Consider the following 16,125-nt stretch of genomic DNA (forward strand, 5'->3'; position numbering starts at 1 on the left):
AAGCCCATGCCTCTCAATATCCTTTTCGCCGCGCGCCCCGAACGCTGGGTGACGTATGAAACGCCGCTGCGCCAAGCGCTTGATGCCGCGGGGATCGCGGGTCACCTATCAACGGATATCGCCCCGCAAGACGTGGACTACATCGTCTATGCCCCCAACAGCCCCTTGCAGGATTTCACGCCCTATACGCGGGCCAAGGCGGTGCTGAACCTCTGGGCGGGGGTGGAAAACATCACCAATAACCAGACGCTGAAGATCCCTCTGGCGCGGATGGTGGACCCGGGGCTGACCAAGGGGATGGTGGAATGGGTCACGGGCCATGTGATGCGCTATCATCTGGGGCTGGACACGGACATTCGCAAAACGGACACCGATTGGACCCCGCGCACCCCACCGCTGGCACAGGAACGACAGGTCACCATTCTGGGGCTGGGGGCCTTGGGCGCGGCGGTGGCGGAAACTCTGCTCTATCTGGGGTTCAACGTCACCGGTTGGTCGCGCAGCCCCAAGGACATCACGGGCGTCACCTGCCTGCATGGGGACGCCGGACGCGCAGATGCCCTGCGCCGTGCCGAGATCGCTGTGCTGCTGCTGCCCAACACGCCCGATACCGAAAACACGCTGAATGCCGAGTCGCTGACGCAAATGCCCGCTGGTGCCTGTATCATCAACCCGGGCCGCGGCGCGCTGATTGATGACGACGCGCTGCTGGCAGCGCTCGACAGCGGCCGGATCGCCCATGCCACGCTGGATGTGTTCCGTGTCGAGCCCTTGCCCGCAGACCACCCCTATTGGGCACATCCCAAGGTCACCGTCACGCCCCACATCGCCGCTGAAACCCGCGCGACAACCGCTGCACAGGCCATCGTCGAAAACATCCGCCGCGGCGAAGCAGGCGAGGATTTCCTGCATCTGGTGGATCGCGCCAAAGGCTACTGACCCGCCCCGTATCGAGGTCAGAATTTGAGTTTATTTGGCAAAATGAAGCTGCAACCGTGCGCCCCTTCATTTTGCCTCTTAAACTCTCGCCGAAGGCAGGCCGGCCGCGGGCGCTCAGCCTGCTGTCAGGCCGCGCCCCTTCAGCAAAGCCTCTACCCCCGGCAACCGGCCACGGAACGCCTTGTACAGTTCCGCCGCGTCCTGACTGCCGCCGGTGGACAGGATGTGCTGCTCTAGCGCGGCGGCGCGGTCGGGATCAAAGGCGCTGCCGGCCTCTTCAAAGGCGGCGAAGGCGTCTGCGTCCATCACCTCGGACCACATGTAGCTGTAGTAGCCGCTGGAATAGCCGTCGCCGGAAAAGACATGGGCAAACTGCGGCGTGGCGTGGCGCATGGTAATTGCGGGCGGCATGCCCAGACCGGCCAGTACCTGCGCCTGTTTCTCCATCGGATCGGCAGGCGCCGCACCGTCGTGGAATTCGAGGTCGACCAGCGCAGAGGCGACATATTCGACCGTGGCGAACCCCATGTCGAAATTCGCGGCCCCCAGCACCTTTTCCAACATCTCGGGCGGCATGGGGTCGCCTGTTCTGGCATGGGTGGCAAATTGGCTGAGCACGTCGGGCACTTCGAGCCAATGTTCGAACAACTGGCTGGGCAGTTCGACAAAGTCACGCGCGACCGATGTGCCGCTCACGGATTCGTAGGTCACATCCGACAGCATCTGGTGCAGCGCATGGCCAAATTCATGAAACAGCGTGCGCGCATCGTCATAGGACAGCAGCGCGGGCGCGGCTTTGGCAAAGTTGCACACGTTGATCACGACGGGCGACTGCACGTCGGGGAATTTCGCCTGAGACCGCATGGCGCTGCACCACGCGCCCGACCGTTTCGATCCGCGTGCAAAGTAGTCACCGATGAACACGGCCACATGTTCGCCGTTGCGGGTCACCTCCCACGCGCGACAATCGGGGTGATAAAGCGGTACGTCGAGGGGCTTGAATTCGAGAGCGAACAACCGCGTGGCGCAGTCGAAGGCCGCGTCGATCATCCGGTCCAGCTGGAAATACGGTTTCAACGCGGCTTCATCCAGATCATGCTCTGCCACGCGCCGTTTCTGCGCATAGTAGCGCCAGTCCCACGGGGCCAGATCGGCGTTCACGCCATCGTCATGCATCATACGGGTCAGCACCTCGGCGTCCGCCTGCGCTTGGCGCTTTGCCGGGGTCCAGACATCCATCAGCAGCTGGCGCACCGCTTTGGGTGTTTTCGCCATCTCTGTTTCCAGCTTGTAAGCCGCGAAATTGTCATAGCCCAGAAGCTTGGCCCGTTCCTCGCGCAGGGCGAGGATCTCGGCAGCGATGGCGCGGTTATCGGTCTCGCCGCCATTGGCCCCACGGGACTGCCAAGCGAGAAACGCCTTTTCGCGCAGATCGCGGCGCGGCGAGAATTGCAGGAACGGTGTGATCAAAGACCGCGAAAGGGTAATGACCGGCGCGCCTGCCTCTTTCTCCTCGCCCGCCGCACGGGCGGCATCGATGACAAAGTCGGGCAGCCCTTCCAGATCGGATTCCTCCAACGGCATGAACCAGCTGCGTTCATCCGCCAGCAGGTTCTGGGTGAACTGTGTCCCCAACACCGCCAGCCGGTTCTTGATCTCTTTCATCCGCGCATCATCCGCACCCTCCAGCGCCGCGCCTGCGCGCACAAAGCCGCGGTGGGTCAGCATCAACACCCGTGCCTGTTCGGGCGTCAGATCGAAGCTGTCGCGATTTTCCCAGACGGAGGCCACGCGCGCAAACAGCGCCTTGTTGCTTGAGATGTCAGAGAAATGCGCAGACAGCAGCGGCGAGAATTTGCGCTGCAGGTCTTCGCGCGTGGGGTTGCTGTCGGCCCCTGCGACGGTGAAGAACACGCCCAACACGCGGTCCAGCTGGCTGCCTGCTTCCTCGAGCGCCTCGATCGTGTTGGAAAACGTCGGATCATATTCGCAGTCGGCGATGGCGTCGATCTCCATCCGGTGCGTCTGCAGGGCCTCGTCCAGCGCGGGGGCGAAATCATCGTCGGAAATCTTGTCGAAAGGGGCGATCTGAAACGGGGTGTCCCAATCCTGTAGCAAAGGGTTTGTCATGGCGGTCTCCTTTACGGATCAAGCTATGCACTGCGGCGGGGCAATACAATCGCAATACCCGCGCGCAAAGCCGCCATGGCGGGTCGTCTAGTCGCCCGCGTTCCCGCAGATCGGACAGTCGTCGCGTTTGGAGACGCCGATCACGCGGTTCTCGCCGTAGAGCGCATCATACATCAGCATTTGACCACGCAGCGGCGCACCGGCACCGGTGATCAGCTTGATCGCCTCGGATGCCATCATCGCGCCGATCACGCCGGGCAAGGGGCCGATCACCCCGGCCTGCGCACAGCTGGGGGCAAGATGGGCCGCCGGGGCCTGCGGGAAAATGCACTGGTAGCATGGCGCGCCCTTGGAGGGGTCAAAGATGCTCAGCTGTCCTTCCCATTGCGACAGCGCCCCCGAGATCAGCGGCAAACCGGCCGCGACACAGGTGCGGTTCACCAGATAGCGCGTGTCGAAATTATCCGTGCCGTCCAGCACCAGATCGTAGTCGGTGAAAAGCTCTGCCGCGATGTCTTCCGTCAGGCGGCGGTGATAGGGGCGCACGGTGACAAAAGGGTTCTGCGCCTCCATCTCGGCCTGCGCTGAAAAGACCTTGGGCGTGCCGATGGCGCTGTCTTTGTGGATCACTTGTCGTTGCAGATTGGCATTCTCGACCACGTCATCGTCGATCACACCAATCGTGCCGACACCGGCCGCCGTCAGGTATTGCAGCACCGGCGCGCCAAGCCCACCCGCGCCAATGACCAGCACCCGCGCCTGCTTTAGCGCCTTTTGGCCCGGTCCACCAACCTCGCGCAGCACGATGTGGCGGGCATAGCGGTTCAGCTCCGTTTCCGAGAAAGTGCCAGTTTGCGCGGCGGGCGTCGGTGCGGCCACCGGTTCGGCGCGGGCGCGCAGGCGGTTCAACACCCAGCTATAGCCAAAGATCAGCAGCAGAAATCCCGTCAGCAGCAGCCACGGGGCTGCCGAGCCACCCGTCGCCACGCGCAAGGGGTGCGCTTGGGGCAGCAAGAGGTTCAACCCGATCACCAGACCAAACAGCATGCCCAACACCACGACGCGCCGTTCACGCGGCTGGCCGAACGCAGCCCCCGCGCCCCAGATCAACGCGGCCAGTCCCAGCACCAACAGCATCAGACGCCTCCGCCTGTGACATGGGGATGTGGTTGCATTAATGATTGGCGCATAAGGCCCCCGCTTTGTTTCCGGGTGTTCAGACCCTAAAGCGGCAACCTAAGCATTTTTCCGCCGACACCAACCCCAAAGCTACGCCCCGCCCGCCAGAGCGCCGCAAGCGTCGCGCCGCTGCATCAGGTCAAAAGACGCGCTGCCCTTCGACCCATGTCTCGCGCAGGATCGGCAAGGCATCGAGCCGCGCAAACCGGATCACATCGCCGCGTGCGCCGACCTCTATCGTGCCGCGGTCCGTCAGCCCCACGCTTTGTGCAGGCGCGTGGGTGACCGTCGCCAGCCCGCGCGCCAGATCCCCCCACAGATCCCCCAGTTGCAATGCCGCGATCAACAGGCCCGCGGGCACGTAGTCGGACGACAGGATATCCAGCCGGTCCGCCTTCGCCAGATCAAGGGCGGCGACATTGCCCGAATGCGACCCGCCGCGAATGACGTTGGGCGCGCCCATGATGGTCGCGATCCCATTGGCATGACAGCTATGCGCCGCCTCGATCGTGGTGGGAAACTCGGCAAGCCGGACGCCGTAGCGGTGGCTCGTCTCGACCTGCTCTGCGGTGGTGTCGTCGTGGCTGGCAAGCGCTGCGCCATATCGGGTGGCTGCCGCAACGGTCGCGGCCTCGTGGGTTTTGCCATATTGCTTTTGCACATCGTACAGAGTGTCCACATGACGCTGGAAGGCGGCGGCATCAAAGCTGTGTTTGCCGCGCACGTAAGCCTCGAATTTCGACAGATCGCGAAACTGACGCTGACCCGGCGTGTGGTCCATCATCGAGACGATGCCAACGCGATCCTCTGGGCCGAATTCAGCCAGCTCTTCGGCCAGCGTTTCCGAACAGATCTCGGCCCGCAGGTGGATGTGGTGGCTGATCCGCAGGGCTCCGGCGGCGCGCATCGCCAGAATGGTATCGACCATGCCGCGCGCATATCTCTGGTACTGGTGCTCGGCCGAGATCATCGAACCGACGCGGATCGCATCGAACACGGTGGTGATGCCGGTGCCCGCCAGTTCACGGTCATGGGCGAGGATGGCCGCGCGGTGCGGCCAGTCGACCTTGGGGCGCGGCGACATATGCCGTTCCAGATTATCGGTGTGCAGTTCGACCAGACCGGGCGCGATGTAGTCGCCCTGCATGTCCTGCGCGCCTTTGGGCACGGCGGTGCCGAAATCGATGTCGGTGATTACCCCGTCTGCGATGCGGAGCGTTCCGGTTTCGACGCGATCCCGCAGGATCAGGCGGGCGTTGGCGAAAATTGTCTCTTGGGTCATGGCATTATCTTCTGATTGGACTGGCCAGCGTCGCAGGCTGTCTGGGAAAGGTGCTGGCGTATCGTGGCAATGGTCTGCGCCAAGGGGCCGCTGTTGTCGATCACCTGATGGGGAATACCGAGGGGCATGGCGAAATCCGCACGGGCCAGGCGGCGCTCTATCTCGGCGGCGTCCTCGCGGTTGCGCGCCGTCAGACGGGCGGAGAGGATGTCATGATCCGCTCGCAGCAAGATCACGCAAAACCGCGCAAAGAGAGCCTGTGCCTGTGGCAGGACGGCCCGTGACAGGTTCACCAGCACATCGCGCCCCTGCGCCACCTCCAGCGCGACGGACTGCGGGATGCCGTAGTGCCAGCCATGCGCATGCCAGCTGAGGATAAACGCGCCGTCATCCTCTGCCTTCCTGAAAGCACGCTCCGATACGCCGTCGAATGCTTCTCCGCCAAGGGTTGCGGGCCGCGAGATCACGCGCCGCGCAAGGCAAAGCGTCGGGTCCGCAGCGGCCAGCCCCTCCATTACGCTGTCTTTCCCCACACCAGAAGGCCCGACGACTGCAATAAACCGCCCCGTCATGCGGCCATCCCCGGGGTGAACCGGGTCACGTCAAACTGCCGGTCGCAAATTTCGTCGCGCGCGGCGTGGTCGTGAAAAATCCCGATGATGGCAGCGCCACGCGCCTTCGCCTCGGCGATCATCTTTAGCACGGTGGCGCGGTTCACGGGATCAAGGCTGGCGGTCGGTTCATCCAGCAATAGCGCGGGATAGGGATAGGCAAAACCACGTGCGATATTGACGCGCTGCTGCTCTCCGCCCGAGAAGGTCGTGGGGCTCAGCTGCCACAGACGTTCAGGTATATTCAGTCTCTGCAACAGGGTTTTCGCCTGCGCTTCGGCACTGGCGCGATCAGATCCGGTGGCCATCAGCGGCTCTGCCACCACGTCCAGCGTCGATACCCGTGGCACAACCCGCAGGAACTGGCTGACATAGCCCAATGTGGTGCGGCGCAGCTGGATCACCTGCCTTGGTGCCGCGGTCACGACATCCAGATCGCCCACCATAATGCGCCCCGACTGGGTCAGGTAATTGCCGTAAATCATCCGCATCAGGGTCGATTTACCTGCGCCTGACGCCCCGACCAAAGCGATACACTCCCCCTGTGCCACCGACAGCGACGCCCCCGCCATAACAGAGATTTCGGCAGCCCCCTGATTGTGCAACACAAAAGATTTCGACACGTTTTCAACAGTAATCATCGGGTTCATACCTGTAGGACAGAGGAAACAAGAAGCTGCGTATAGGCATGCTGCGGATCGTCGAGCACCTGATCGGTCAGCCCGCTTTCGATCACATGGCCGTCTTTCATGACCATCAGCCGGTCGGCCAGCAAACGCACCACAGCCAGATCATGGGTGACGATGATGGCGCTCAACCCCATCTCGCGCACGAGACCCCGCAGCAGGTCCAACAACCGTGCCTGCACGCTGACATCCAGACCCCCCGTGGGTTCATCCATGAACACCAACCGCGGGCCTGTCACCAGATTGCGCGCGATCTGCAAGCGCTGCTGCATACCGCCAGAGAACGCCGTGGGCCGGTCATCAATGCGGTCGGCGCTGATCTCGACGCGGCCCAGCCAGTCGATCGCCTTGTCGCGGATGTCTCCGTAATGGCGGGCGTTCACGGCCATCAGCCGCTCGCCCACATTGCCGCCTGCGCTGACATTCATGCGCAACCCGTCGCGGGCGTGCTGATGCACAAAGGCCCAGTCGGTGCGCGACAACATGCGGCGTTCAGGCTCGCTCATCGTGACCGTATCGCGCAGGCCCTCGGCGCGGGTGTCGAAACGGACGGCCCCGGCGTCGGGCTGCAAATGCCCTGCCAAACAGTTCAGAAGCGTCGACTTGCCCGACCCGCTTTCCCCGACGATGCCCATCACCTCGCCCGGATAAAGATCAAACGACACGTCGGTACAGCCGATTCGTGCGCCGTACATCTTGGCGATGCCTTCCACTTGCAACAAAGGGGTCATGCCGCGTCCTCCGCCAAGGGGGCGCCCTGCGCACCCAGATGCCCTGCCGCACGCCGCGCGCCGCAGTAATCCGTATCCGAACACATGAACATCCGCCCGCCGGCGTCATCCATGATCAACTCGTCCAGATAGCTGTCCGTCGCGCCGCATAGGTCACAGGCATGATCCGCCTTGCTCGGCTCGAACGGATAATCGTCGAAGTCCAGACTGACCACCTGCGTATAGGGCGGCACCGCATAGATGCGCTGTTCGCGGCCTGCGCCGAACAGTTGGATACCGGCCATCTCGAGCTTGGGGTTATCGAACTTGGGGATCGGGGACGGGTCCATGACATAGCGCCCCTCGACCTTCACCGGATAGGCATAGGCCGTGGCAATCGCGCCGTGCTGGCTGATGTCTTCGTAAAGTTTCACGTGCATCAATCCGTATTCCTCAAGGCTGTGCATCTTGCGTGTCTCGACCTCTGACGGTTCAAGAAACCGCAGGGGTTCGGGGATCGGCACCTGATAGACAAGGATCTGATCTTCGCGCAGGGGTGTTTCGGGGATGCGGTGACGGGTCTGTATGACGCTGGCCTCTGTGGTGGCCTCGGTCACGGCGACACCCGCCGTTTTCTCGAAAAACCGCCTGATAGAGACTGCATTGGTCGTATCATCGGCCCCCTGATCGATCACCTTGAACCGGTCCTCGGGCGTCAGTACCGCTGCCGAAACCTGCACACCACCCGTGCCCCAGCCATAAGGCATCGGCATCTCGCGGCTGGCAAAAGGCACCTGATACCCCGGTATCGCCAATCCTTTCAGTATAGCGCGGCGGATCATGCGTTTGGTCTGCTCGTCCAGATAGGCGAAGTTATAGTCGCTCATGACGCCACCCCTTCCTTCATTTTGCCCTTTAAACTCCCCCCGGAGGGGCCCTCCCCCTCGGCCTGTCCCGCCGCTTGCTCTGATGCCTGTGCCTCGCGGCGCAGTTTGCGGATCAGCTCCAGTTCGGATTGGAAGTCGACGTAGTGGGGCAGTTTGATATGCTCCAGAAACCCCGTCGCCTGGATGTTATCGGCGTGATACAGCACGAATTCCTCGTCCTGCGCGGGGGCACCTAGGTTATCCTCGCCCAGTTCTTTCCAGCGCAACGCGCGGTCGACCAGCGCCATAGAGATCGCCTTGCGCTCCGTCATCCCGAAGACCAGCCCGTAGCCGCGCGTGAATTGCGGCGGTTCGGTTTTCGAGCCTTTGAACTGGTTGACGGTTTCGCATTCGGTCAGGGTGATCTCGCCGATGTCGATGGCAAAGCCGAGCTCGGGGATTTCCATCTCGACCGCGACCGCACCGATGCGCAGCTCTGCCACAAAGGCGTGGTTGCGCGCATAGCCCCGTTGGGTGGAATAGGCCATGCCAAGGATAAACCCCTCATCCCCCCGTGTTAGAGCCTGCAAACGCAAGGCACGGCTCGCCGGAAGCTCCAGCGGGCTGCGGGTCAGATCGTCCGGTGTGTCCGCCCCTGCGGGTTCCGACTGGATCAGATCCTCGCGATCAAGGAACCCCATGATATGCGGCGTTTCGCCTGCATTAGGCTCTGTTTGCGGCATCTCGCCAAACTCGCCATCGGCGGCGAGTTTGAAGTCCAGCAGACGGTGGGTGTAGTCAAATGTTGGCCCCAGCACTTGCCCACCGGGTGCATCCTTGAACGTTGCAGACACGCGGCGGTCGCAGGCCATGGTGGCCGTATCCACCGGGTTAGAGCCGCCAAAACGCGGCAGCGTGGTGCGGTAGGCGCGGATCAGAAAGATCGCCTCTATCAGATCACCACGCGATTGTTTGATCGCCAGCGCGGCAAGGTCGGGATCATACAGCGACCCTTCCGCCATCACGCGATTAACGGCGAGCGTCATCTGCTCGCGAATCTGGTCTACCCCCAGTTCCGCCACATCACGGTCCCCGCGCCGTTCCTCGGCCAGCCAGGCATGGGCGTTGTCGATGGCGCGTTCGCCCCCTTTGACAGCAACATACATCAGCGGACCCTCGTCGTGCGCGGCAGCGCGGCAAGCCGGTTTGCGCAGGTGAAAATGAAATCCAGCCCCAGCGGGAACAGCGCGGCGTTGCGTTGGAACGCGGCAGTATCCGGCAGCGACAGGCTGGCGGTATCCTTGATGCCCGGCCCGCTTAGGGTCGCACCCAGAGACGTGAGGTCTGGCATCTCGACAACCACCGTCGCCGAGCGGTCGGGATATTCGGCGGTGCCGATGGCAAATTCGCAGAGCGGGAGCTCCTCCCAAGCCCCGACGGCAAACATCGCCTGTGCGGGCGGCACAAAGGGCGCGCCGGTCTGAAAGGTGATCCAATCGCGCACATCCTGAGTGTCACAAGCGCTGCCGAGATAGATTGGCGTATCGGGATCACACAGCGTCAGGATCGCGGTGCCCGCCGCCGCGCCAAGCGGGGCGGGCGGTGTGGCCCCAGAGACGTCACAGATCGTCCCCGGGCGCGCCATCGCGGTCATCAGCCCGCGAAAGGCGCGGGCGGCGTCGATCGGGGCGTCGGTAAAGCCGCCCTCCAAAGCATGGGTCTGCATCAGTCTTCCCCTCGTACCATCGTAAAGAAATCCACCTTGGTCGCCGCCGCCTTGGCCGCGCGGGTGGCCTTGGCCGTGTCACGCCCCTTGCGCAGGGGCGCGAGGATCGCGGCCTCTATCTGCGTCGCCGCATCGGTTTGCATCAGCGCGTCAATCAGCGCCGTCTGCAGCGCGTGATCCTTGCTGCGGCCCTGCACATAGCCGTGACCCACCGTACCGCAGCCCAGCTTGACAGACGCACGGGTGACGGACATCTCGCCAAGGTTGAACGCGGCACCGACGGCCCCTGCCCGACCGCGCACCATTACGCCGCCGATTTCCGGCGCGCGCAGAATGCTGTGATCAGGGTGGGTGCCATAGGCGGCCCAAAGGAGCGCGACCTCGGCGGCGGGGGATTTGGCAAGCAGACCCAACCATGCCTTACGCCGCGCATGAGGGTCGATTTCTGAGTTCATCATATTCATCTAGACACCTTTTCGAGTTGTCTATACAACTAGACAAATACTACCTGTAGCACCGATCAGCGCCAAGCCCTCCTTTTGCGAAATATTTGTGACATGCCCCAACGCACCCCGATCTGGACCGCCATCGCCCATAGTCTGCGCAGCGACATCGCAGCGGGTGTCTATGGCCCCGACGACAAGCTGCCGACCGAAAGCGCGCTGGCCGCGCGGTTCGGGGTGAACCGGCATACGGTGCGGCACGCGATCAAGGCGCTGGCGGGCGAAGGGCTGGTGTTGCCGCGGCGCGGTGCAGGAGTGTTCGTGACCTCGACCCCCACCGATTACCCCATCGGCCGCCGCGTGCGGTTTCACCAGAACCTGTCGGCGCAGGGGCGGATGCCAAGCAAGGAGTTCCTGACGTTGGAAACCCGCACCGCGCGCCCCGAAGAAAGCGACGCACTTGCGCTGGCGCAGAACGCACAAGTGCAGGTCTGCGAGGGGCTGTCCTTTGCCGACGGTCAGGTGATCGCGCTGTTTCGCAGCGTCTTCTCTGCCGCGCGCTTCCCCGACATGCTGGCGCATCTTGAACAGGCGCAATCGGTGACGGCGGCGCTGCGGCTCGGGGGCGTGACGGATTATACCCGCGCATCAACCCGCATCAACGCCAAGCTCGCCAGCGCCACCCAGGCGCTGCATCTGCGCGTGGCCGAGGGCGCGCCGATCTTGCGCACGATCAACCTGAATGTGGATGATCAGGGGCAACCGCTGGAATACGGGCGCACGTGGTTCGCAGGGGACAAAGTGACCCTGACACTGGCAGATACCTGAAATCACGTGGCGTTATTCGTAGCGCTCCAGAAATGCCTCAGCTGACAGCGTGCGGAAATCATCCAGCGCGCGGTGCAAGGCGTCATGGGGCCAGTCCCACCATGCCAGCGCCATCATCCGGTCAGCGATGCCCGCGCTGAACCGCGCCCGCAGCGGCACCGCGGGAATACCCGCGACGATCATATAGGGGGCGACATCCTTGGTCACGATGGCCCCACCCGCGACGACCGCGCCATGGCCGATCGTTACCTCTGGCCGCACCTGTGCGCCATTGCCAAGCCATGTGTCATGACCAAGGGTAACGCGCCGACTGCGACGGTGTGCGAACCAAGCGTCATCGTCAGCCGCGCCGTCAAAGTAGTCGCCCGCGCGGTAGTGAAAGTGATGCAGGCTGGCTTTTTCCATCGGGTGGTCTGTGGCCCCGATCCGCACATAGGCCGCGATGTTCGAGAATTTACCCACGGTGGTGTTGGCAATGTCGGCGTAGCGGTCGCAATAGCTGTAATCGCCAAGCTGGCTATGGGCGATCCGCGACCCGCGCCCGACCTCTGTATAGGCTCCGAATGTGGCATCTTTGATCTCGCAGTCGGGGTGGATGAGGGGGCTGTCGGCAGTCAGGCGCGGCATCAGTGACCGCCCTCGTCACCGTTGATCAGCTTGCGGCGCAGCCAGCCCGAGAAACTGTCCATCGCCATGACCATGAGCACGATCAGCACGATATAATAGGTCACCTCTTCCCAGTCCTTCTGGGTGGCAATCGCCTGCGTCAGCAGCAGACCGATGCCGCCGCCGGTGATCGCCCCGATGATCGTCGCAGAGCGGGTGTTGGATTCGAGGAAATAGAGGACCTGGCTGAGCAGCACGGGCACGATCTGCGGCAGCACCCCAAAACGGTAGCGTTGCAGCGGCTTGGCCCCGGTAGAGGCGATACCTTCGATCTGTTTGCCGTCCACATTCTCCAGCGCTTCCGAGAACATCTTGCCGAAAGACCCCGTATCGGTCAGCAGGATCGCCAAGGCTCCGGTCAGCGGCCCCGGCCCGAAGGCGCGCGACAGGACGATGGTCCAGATCAGCCCGTCGACACCGCGCAGGAAATCGAACATCCGCCGTGCGGCAAAGCGCAAGGACCGCAGCGGGGTAAAGTTCTTGGCCGCAAGAAACCCCAGCGGCAGGGCGATGATCGCCGCGCCGAATGTGCCCAGAAAGGCCATCAGCAAAGTCTCGTAAAGCGCCCAGGCCACATCACTGTGCCGCCACATGCGGTTGGTCCAGAAGTCATGGAAGATCGCGCCCGCTTCACCGCTGAACGCACGCCCCATCAGCGCGACCGGGCCCAGCCCGTGGTAGGGGCTGTCGAGCGTGAAAAAGAACAGCTCCCACCCGTAGTCGTATTTGAACACCTCGGTCCGGTTGCGGGTGATCGTCAGCCGCCCTGCCTCCGTGTTGATCATCACGCGGTTCTTGGACGCGCTGATATAGTCGGGAATATCGCCGGGCGGGAATGTCGCCTGAACACCGCGCTGCCCCGGCTCGGCCATGACCGTGCCATAGCCCGGGATGTCATAGCTCACCTGCGGGCCAAAGGTCACGATATGACCGCCCCCCAGATCCGCGACAGGGCGATCCCCCAACGTGACCCAATCGGGGGCCGTGCCGGCTTCATATGCGCCCTTACGCTCGCCTTCGATCGCGACGGAAAACGCGCCGTCGCGGTTGTCCTGCGTGACATGGGTCTTGTAGCTATAGGCATCGGCCACCAGCGTGCGGGCATTTCCCACGTTGATCCGATCCCCCAGCCCCGGAATATCGAAGGCAAAGAAGATATAGACGAAATAGGCCAGAACGATCACGGGCAGCGCCAGCGCAGCCATCCGCTTGCGCGAGAAATGGACCATCGTCTGGGTATGAAGGGCGGTCGCGGTCATAGGGTCACCTTTGCGCTCGGCAGGCCGTGGGTCAGACGGTTACGGAAAACAGAAGAAAGCTGGTCGACGATCACAATCGTCAGGAACAGCAGCAGGAAGATGGCGGCGGCCTCGTCGAATTTGCCTTGCCCCCAGCTCATGGTGTTGCGCAGGTCATAGCCGATGCCCCCTGCCCCGACGAAGCCAAGGATCGCAGAGGCGCGGATGTTGATCTCGAACCGCAGGAGCGCATAGCTGATGTAGTTCGGGGCCACCTGCGGGATCACGCCAAGCCACATGCGCTGGCTCCACCCCGCCCCGACAGAGGCAAGACCCTCTACCGGTTTGAGCGATGCGTTTTCATTCACCTCCGAGAACAATTTGCCCAAGGCACCGATGGTATGCAGCGCGATGGCGATCATCGCAGGCACTGGCCCGCCCCCCAGCAGAAAGATCAGCACCAGCGCGATGACAATCTCGGGTATGGCACGCAGCAGATCCAATACGCGGCGCAAAGGGCCCACGAGCCACGGCACCGGAGCCAACCCGCGCGTGACCATCAGCGACAAGAACAGCCCGACCATCGCCCCCAGCAGGGTCGAGGCGGCGGCGATATTCACCGTCTCTATCAGCGACGGCAGGTATTTCGCCATATAGCCGGGCAGCAGGTGCCCGCGTTCAATCGCTTCGCCGATCACATCGGCGGGGAAATCCAGAATATTCGGCAAGCCGTCCCAGAACCCGCCCGCATTGCGGTTGCCTGCGGTGTTAAATCCACCCACCAGCAGCGCTACGAAAAGGATCAGCAGCACCAGATTCATCCAGCGCTTTGATCGGGCCAGTGCCAGATAGTTTTCCTGAATCCCTGCCAGGTCGGGGTCGGTTTGCGATGTCGCGGTCATGGGAAGCCCTTACGTAAAAATGCTGGCCCCGATGCGGATCGGAGCCAGCGACAGTGCTTAAATCACTTGGATCAATTCGATTTTGCCTTGCGGGCTTCGATGATCGACACATAGGCGTCATGGGTAATCGGGTCGAACCCAAGGCTGTCGCCCGCCGCCACGCCATAGGCGCAGTCGGGGTCGTTCTCGTACAGGTTGTCGACCAGCGCGGTCATCTTGTCTTTGACGTCCTGAGGCAGGCTGGTGCGCAGCACGACGGGGCCTTCGGGGATCGGCTTGGAGCGCCAGATTTCCACCAGATCGTTCATATCGACCAGGCCTGCGTCCACGGCCTTGCGCAGCGCGCCGGAGTTGTAGCCGTCTTCCCAGTTGCCCTGACCATCAGCCCAGGTCACGCCTGCATCGATGTCGCCATTGTTGACCGCAACGATGGTCTGCTCGTGACCGCCGGTGAACTTGACCTCGCCAAAATACGCGCCGGAGTCCATGGTGATCTCTTCGCCCATCTGGGGGATCTCGATGGACGGGATCAGATAGCCCGAGGTGGAGTTCGGGTCACCGAAGCCAAAGACCTTGCCCTTGACGTCTTCAAGCTTGGTGATGCCGCTGTCGGCGCGGGCAAACCCGATGGAGTGGTAGCCATAAGACCCGTCCACGTTGATTTTCACCAGCACAGGCTCGACCGCTTCGGCGTCTTGCAGATACACGGCGGCATAGGCGGAAGCACCCAACCATGCCATATCCAGCGTGCCGCCCAGCAGACCCTGGATAACGCCGTTATAATCGGCAGGGGCGAACAGCTTGGTCGGGACGCCCAAGGCATCCTCGGTCATGGCGCGCATACATTCGTTCGAATTCATCCGGTCCTGCGCGTTCTCGCCACCCAGAATACCGATGCGGAATTCGGAAATGGCTTCGGTTTGGGCCACAGCACCCGTCGCAAGGGCGGTCGTCGCGAAAGCAGCAGCAAGTAGTTTGTTCATCGGTCGTCTCTCTTTTTGCAGATAGGCCCCCGAGGATCGGAGGCTGGGGATGAAAAGATAATTGGGGTTATTGCGCCGCCACCGTTTCGGGACGGGCGGACAGCGTTTCGATCTGGGTCGATGTCGTCGCTTCGGAAAAGCTGGCATCCGCCCCGTAAATGTCGCGCGCCACACCGGTGGTCAGCTGCGCGGGCGTGCCGTCAAACACGATGCGCCCCTGCCGCATGCCGATCACGCGGTCGCAATAACGACGCGCGGTGTCCAGCGTGTGCAGGTTCGCGATCACCATGCGCCCGTCCTGTTCGTGGATATCCCGCAGCGCCTGCATCACCAGCTGTGCGTTCATCGGATCAAGCGAGGCGATGGGTTCATCGGCCAGAATAATCGTGGGGTCCTGCATCAGTGCGCGCGCAATGGCGACACGTTGCTGCTGACCGCCCGACAGGGCCTCGGCGCGTTTGGGAGCGTGCTCGGCAATGCCCAGACGATCCAGAATATCGATGGCGCGGATGATGTCGCCTTCGGGGTAGAGGTTGAACATCGTCGCCAATGTCGACCGGCGGTTCAACGTGCCATGCAGCACGTTCGACACCACATCCAGACGCGGCACCAGATTGAACTGCTGAAAGATCATCGCGCAATGGGATTGCCAATCGCGCTTCTCCGCCCCGCGCAGCTTGGTGATGTCGCGCCCGTTGACCAGAATCTCGCCCGAACTGGCAGGGGTCAGGCAATTCATCATCCGCAGCAGCGTCGACTTACCGGCACCGGAACTGCCAATGATGCCAATCATCATCGGGCGGTCGACGGAAAAGCTCGCCGCGTGAACGGCTGTATTCGCGCCAAATGTTTTTGTGACGGCTTGAAGCTGAAGCATTCGGTTCCCCTTTTTTCGGGGAACCTAGGGCGGCATTAATTCACATTCGTTTCAGCTTT

The 16,125-nt window shown here is 62.6% G+C and carries 17 protein-coding genes; 2 read left to right on the top strand and 15 right to left on the bottom strand.

All coding sequences use genetic code 11. The features are described from left to right. Positions 1-6: 6 nt before the first annotated feature. A complete protein-coding gene (locus tag IV89_RS14870; protein ID WP_037943165.1) occupies positions 7-939 on the top strand; it encodes a glyoxylate/hydroxypyruvate reductase A in 933 nt (310 codons plus the stop codon). 114 nt (positions 940-1,053) lie between these two features. On the opposite strand, the gene IV89_RS14875 is transcribed toward IV89_RS14870, so the two are convergent. The 10 genes from IV89_RS14875 to phnG form a co-directional block, all read right to left on the bottom strand. After that, positions 1,054-3,069 carry a M3 family metallopeptidase gene (locus tag IV89_RS14875; RefSeq protein ID WP_037943164.1) on the bottom strand — a complete coding sequence of 672 codons (2,016 nt, stop codon included), beginning with the start codon at positions 3,067-3,069 and terminating at the stop codon, positions 1,054-1,056. Positions 3,070-3,156: 87 nt separating this feature from the next. Beyond that, entirely contained in the window at positions 3,157-4,206 is a 1,050-nt protein-coding gene (gene moeB, locus IV89_RS14880) for a molybdopterin-synthase adenylyltransferase MoeB (RefSeq protein WP_037943162.1), read from the bottom strand. A 181-nt stretch (positions 4,207-4,387) separates the two neighbouring features. After that, positions 4,388-5,530 (bottom strand): alpha-D-ribose 1-methylphosphonate 5-triphosphate diphosphatase, encoded by a 1,143-nt coding sequence (locus IV89_RS14885; RefSeq protein ID WP_037943159.1) that lies wholly within the window; start codon positions 5,528-5,530, stop codon positions 4,388-4,390. Further along, a complete protein-coding gene (phnN, locus tag IV89_RS14890; RefSeq protein ID WP_037943156.1) occupies positions 5,527-6,102 on the bottom strand; it encodes a phosphonate metabolism protein/1,5-bisphosphokinase (PRPP-forming) PhnN in 576 nt (191 codons plus the stop codon). Before phnN ends, IV89_RS14885 begins: the two co-directional genes overlap by 4 nt. Next, positions 6,099-6,782 (bottom strand): phosphonate C-P lyase system protein PhnL, encoded by a 684-nt coding sequence (gene phnL / locus IV89_RS14895; protein ID WP_037944895.1) that lies wholly within the window; start codon positions 6,780-6,782, stop codon positions 6,099-6,101. The genes phnN and phnL overlap by 4 nt, the downstream gene beginning before the upstream one ends. Positions 6,783-6,787: 5 nt before the next feature. Then, positions 6,788-7,558 carry a phosphonate C-P lyase system protein PhnK gene (gene phnK, locus IV89_RS14900; protein ID WP_005851310.1) on the bottom strand — a complete coding sequence of 257 codons (771 nt, stop codon included), beginning with the start codon at positions 7,556-7,558 and terminating at the stop codon, positions 6,788-6,790. Further along, positions 7,555-8,424 (bottom strand): alpha-D-ribose 1-methylphosphonate 5-phosphate C-P-lyase PhnJ, encoded by an 870-nt coding sequence (locus tag IV89_RS14905; protein WP_037943155.1) that lies wholly within the window; start codon positions 8,422-8,424, stop codon positions 7,555-7,557. The genes phnK and IV89_RS14905 overlap by 4 nt, the downstream gene beginning before the upstream one ends. Beyond that, positions 8,421-9,569: a carbon-phosphorus lyase complex subunit PhnI gene (locus IV89_RS14910; RefSeq protein ID WP_037943154.1), complete on the bottom strand. Its 1,149-nt coding sequence runs from the start codon at positions 9,567-9,569 to the stop codon at positions 8,421-8,423. Before IV89_RS14910 ends, IV89_RS14905 begins: the two co-directional genes overlap by 4 nt. Further along, a complete protein-coding gene (phnH, locus tag IV89_RS14915; protein WP_037943153.1) occupies positions 9,569-10,129 on the bottom strand; it encodes a phosphonate C-P lyase system protein PhnH in 561 nt (186 codons plus the stop codon). Before phnH ends, IV89_RS14910 begins: the two co-directional genes overlap by 1 nt. Then, on the bottom strand, positions 10,129-10,593 hold the full coding sequence (gene phnG, locus IV89_RS14920) for a phosphonate C-P lyase system protein PhnG (protein WP_037943152.1): 465 nt from the start codon (positions 10,591-10,593) through the stop codon (positions 10,129-10,131). Before phnG ends, phnH begins: the two co-directional genes overlap by 1 nt. A gap of 93 nt (positions 10,594-10,686) precedes the next feature. Here phnG and phnF point away from each other — a divergent pair, with 93 nt between their 5' ends. Further along, positions 10,687-11,400, top strand: coding sequence for a phosphonate metabolism transcriptional regulator PhnF (gene phnF / locus IV89_RS14925; protein ID WP_005851300.1), 714 nt, complete (start codon positions 10,687-10,689; stop codon positions 11,398-11,400). A 12-nt stretch (positions 11,401-11,412) separates the two neighbouring features. Here phnF and IV89_RS14930 read toward each other — a convergent pair whose 3' ends face one another. From IV89_RS14930 to phnC, 5 genes are all read right to left on the bottom strand, one after another. Next, positions 11,413-12,027 (bottom strand): chloramphenicol acetyltransferase, encoded by a 615-nt coding sequence (locus IV89_RS14930; RefSeq protein ID WP_037943150.1) that lies wholly within the window; start codon positions 12,025-12,027, stop codon positions 11,413-11,415. Then, entirely contained in the window at positions 12,027-13,325 is a 1,299-nt protein-coding gene (gene phnE / locus IV89_RS14935; protein ID WP_037943149.1) for a phosphonate ABC transporter, permease protein PhnE, read from the bottom strand. The genes IV89_RS14930 and phnE (IV89_RS14935) overlap by 1 nt, the downstream gene beginning before the upstream one ends. Then, complete coding sequence (gene phnE / locus IV89_RS14940) at positions 13,322-14,206, bottom strand: phosphonate ABC transporter, permease protein PhnE (protein ID WP_005851294.1); 885 nt, start codon at positions 14,204-14,206, stop codon at positions 13,322-13,324. Before phnE (IV89_RS14940) ends, phnE (IV89_RS14935) begins: the two co-directional genes overlap by 4 nt. Before the next feature lie 71 nt (positions 14,207-14,277). Beyond that, positions 14,278-15,189 carry a phosphonate ABC transporter substrate-binding protein gene (phnD, locus tag IV89_RS14945; RefSeq protein ID WP_005851293.1) on the bottom strand — a complete coding sequence of 304 codons (912 nt, stop codon included), beginning with the start codon at positions 15,187-15,189 and terminating at the stop codon, positions 14,278-14,280. 67 nt (positions 15,190-15,256) lie between these two features. After that, the gene (phnC, locus tag IV89_RS14950) at positions 15,257-16,066 is read right to left on the bottom strand and encodes a phosphonate ABC transporter ATP-binding protein (RefSeq protein ID WP_037943147.1); all 810 of its coding nucleotides are present in this window, start codon (positions 16,064-16,066) and stop codon (positions 15,257-15,259) included. Between the last annotated feature and the right edge of the window lie 59 nt (positions 16,067-16,125).

It is taken from the genome of Sulfitobacter sp. CB2047 (genome assembly GCF_000735125.2).
GTDB lineage: Bacteria > Pseudomonadota > Alphaproteobacteria > Rhodobacterales > Rhodobacteraceae > Sulfitobacter > Sulfitobacter pontiacus.

Bases quoted from the DNA above. Each gene is read 5' to 3' on its own strand.
- phnD (WP_005851293.1), bottom strand. From the start codon at position 15,189: ATGAACAAACTACTTGCTGCTGCTTTCGCGACGACCGCCCTTGCGACG.
- phnH (WP_037943153.1), bottom strand. From the start codon at position 10,129: ATGCAGACCCATGCTTTGGAGGGCGGCTTTACCGACGCCCCGATCGAC.
- IV89_RS14910 (WP_037943154.1), bottom strand. From the start codon at position 9,569: ATGTATGTTGCTGTCAAAGGGGGCGAACGCGCCATCGACAACGCCCAT.
- IV89_RS14885 (WP_037943159.1), bottom strand. From the start codon at position 5,530: ATGACCCAAGAGACAATTTTCGCCAACGCCCGCCTGATCCTGCGGGAT.
- phnF (WP_005851300.1), top strand. From the start codon at position 10,687: ATGCCCCAACGCACCCCGATCTGGACCGCCATCGCCCATAGTCTGCGC.
- phnK (WP_005851310.1), bottom strand. From the start codon at position 7,558: ATGACCCCTTTGTTGCAAGTGGAAGGCATCGCCAAGATGTACGGCGCA.
- phnE (WP_005851294.1), bottom strand. From the start codon at position 14,206: ATGACCGCGACATCGCAAACCGACCCCGACCTGGCAGGGATTCAGGAA.
- phnL (WP_037944895.1), bottom strand. From the start codon at position 6,782: ATGATTACTGTTGAAAACGTGTCGAAATCTTTTGTGTTGCACAATCAG.
- phnG (WP_037943152.1), bottom strand. From the start codon at position 10,593: ATGAATATGATGAACTCAGAAATCGACCCTCATGCGCGGCGTAAGGCA.
- phnN (WP_037943156.1), bottom strand. From the start codon at position 6,102: ATGACGGGGCGGTTTATTGCAGTCGTCGGGCCTTCTGGTGTGGGGAAA.
- IV89_RS14870 (WP_037943165.1), top strand. From the start codon at position 7: ATGCCTCTCAATATCCTTTTCGCCGCGCGCCCCGAACGCTGGGTGACG.
- phnE (WP_037943149.1), bottom strand. From the start codon at position 13,325: ATGACCGCGACCGCCCTTCATACCCAGACGATGGTCCATTTCTCGCGC.
- phnC (WP_037943147.1), bottom strand. From the start codon at position 16,066: ATGCTTCAGCTTCAAGCCGTCACAAAAACATTTGGCGCGAATACAGCC.
- IV89_RS14930 (WP_037943150.1), bottom strand. From the start codon at position 12,027: ATGCCGCGCCTGACTGCCGACAGCCCCCTCATCCACCCCGACTGCGAG.
- moeB (WP_037943162.1), bottom strand. From the start codon at position 4,206: ATGCTGTTGGTGCTGGGACTGGCCGCGTTGATCTGGGGCGCGGGGGCT.
- IV89_RS14905 (WP_037943155.1), bottom strand. From the start codon at position 8,424: ATGAGCGACTATAACTTCGCCTATCTGGACGAGCAGACCAAACGCATG.
- IV89_RS14875 (WP_037943164.1), bottom strand. From the start codon at position 3,069: ATGACAAACCCTTTGCTACAGGATTGGGACACCCCGTTTCAGATCGCC.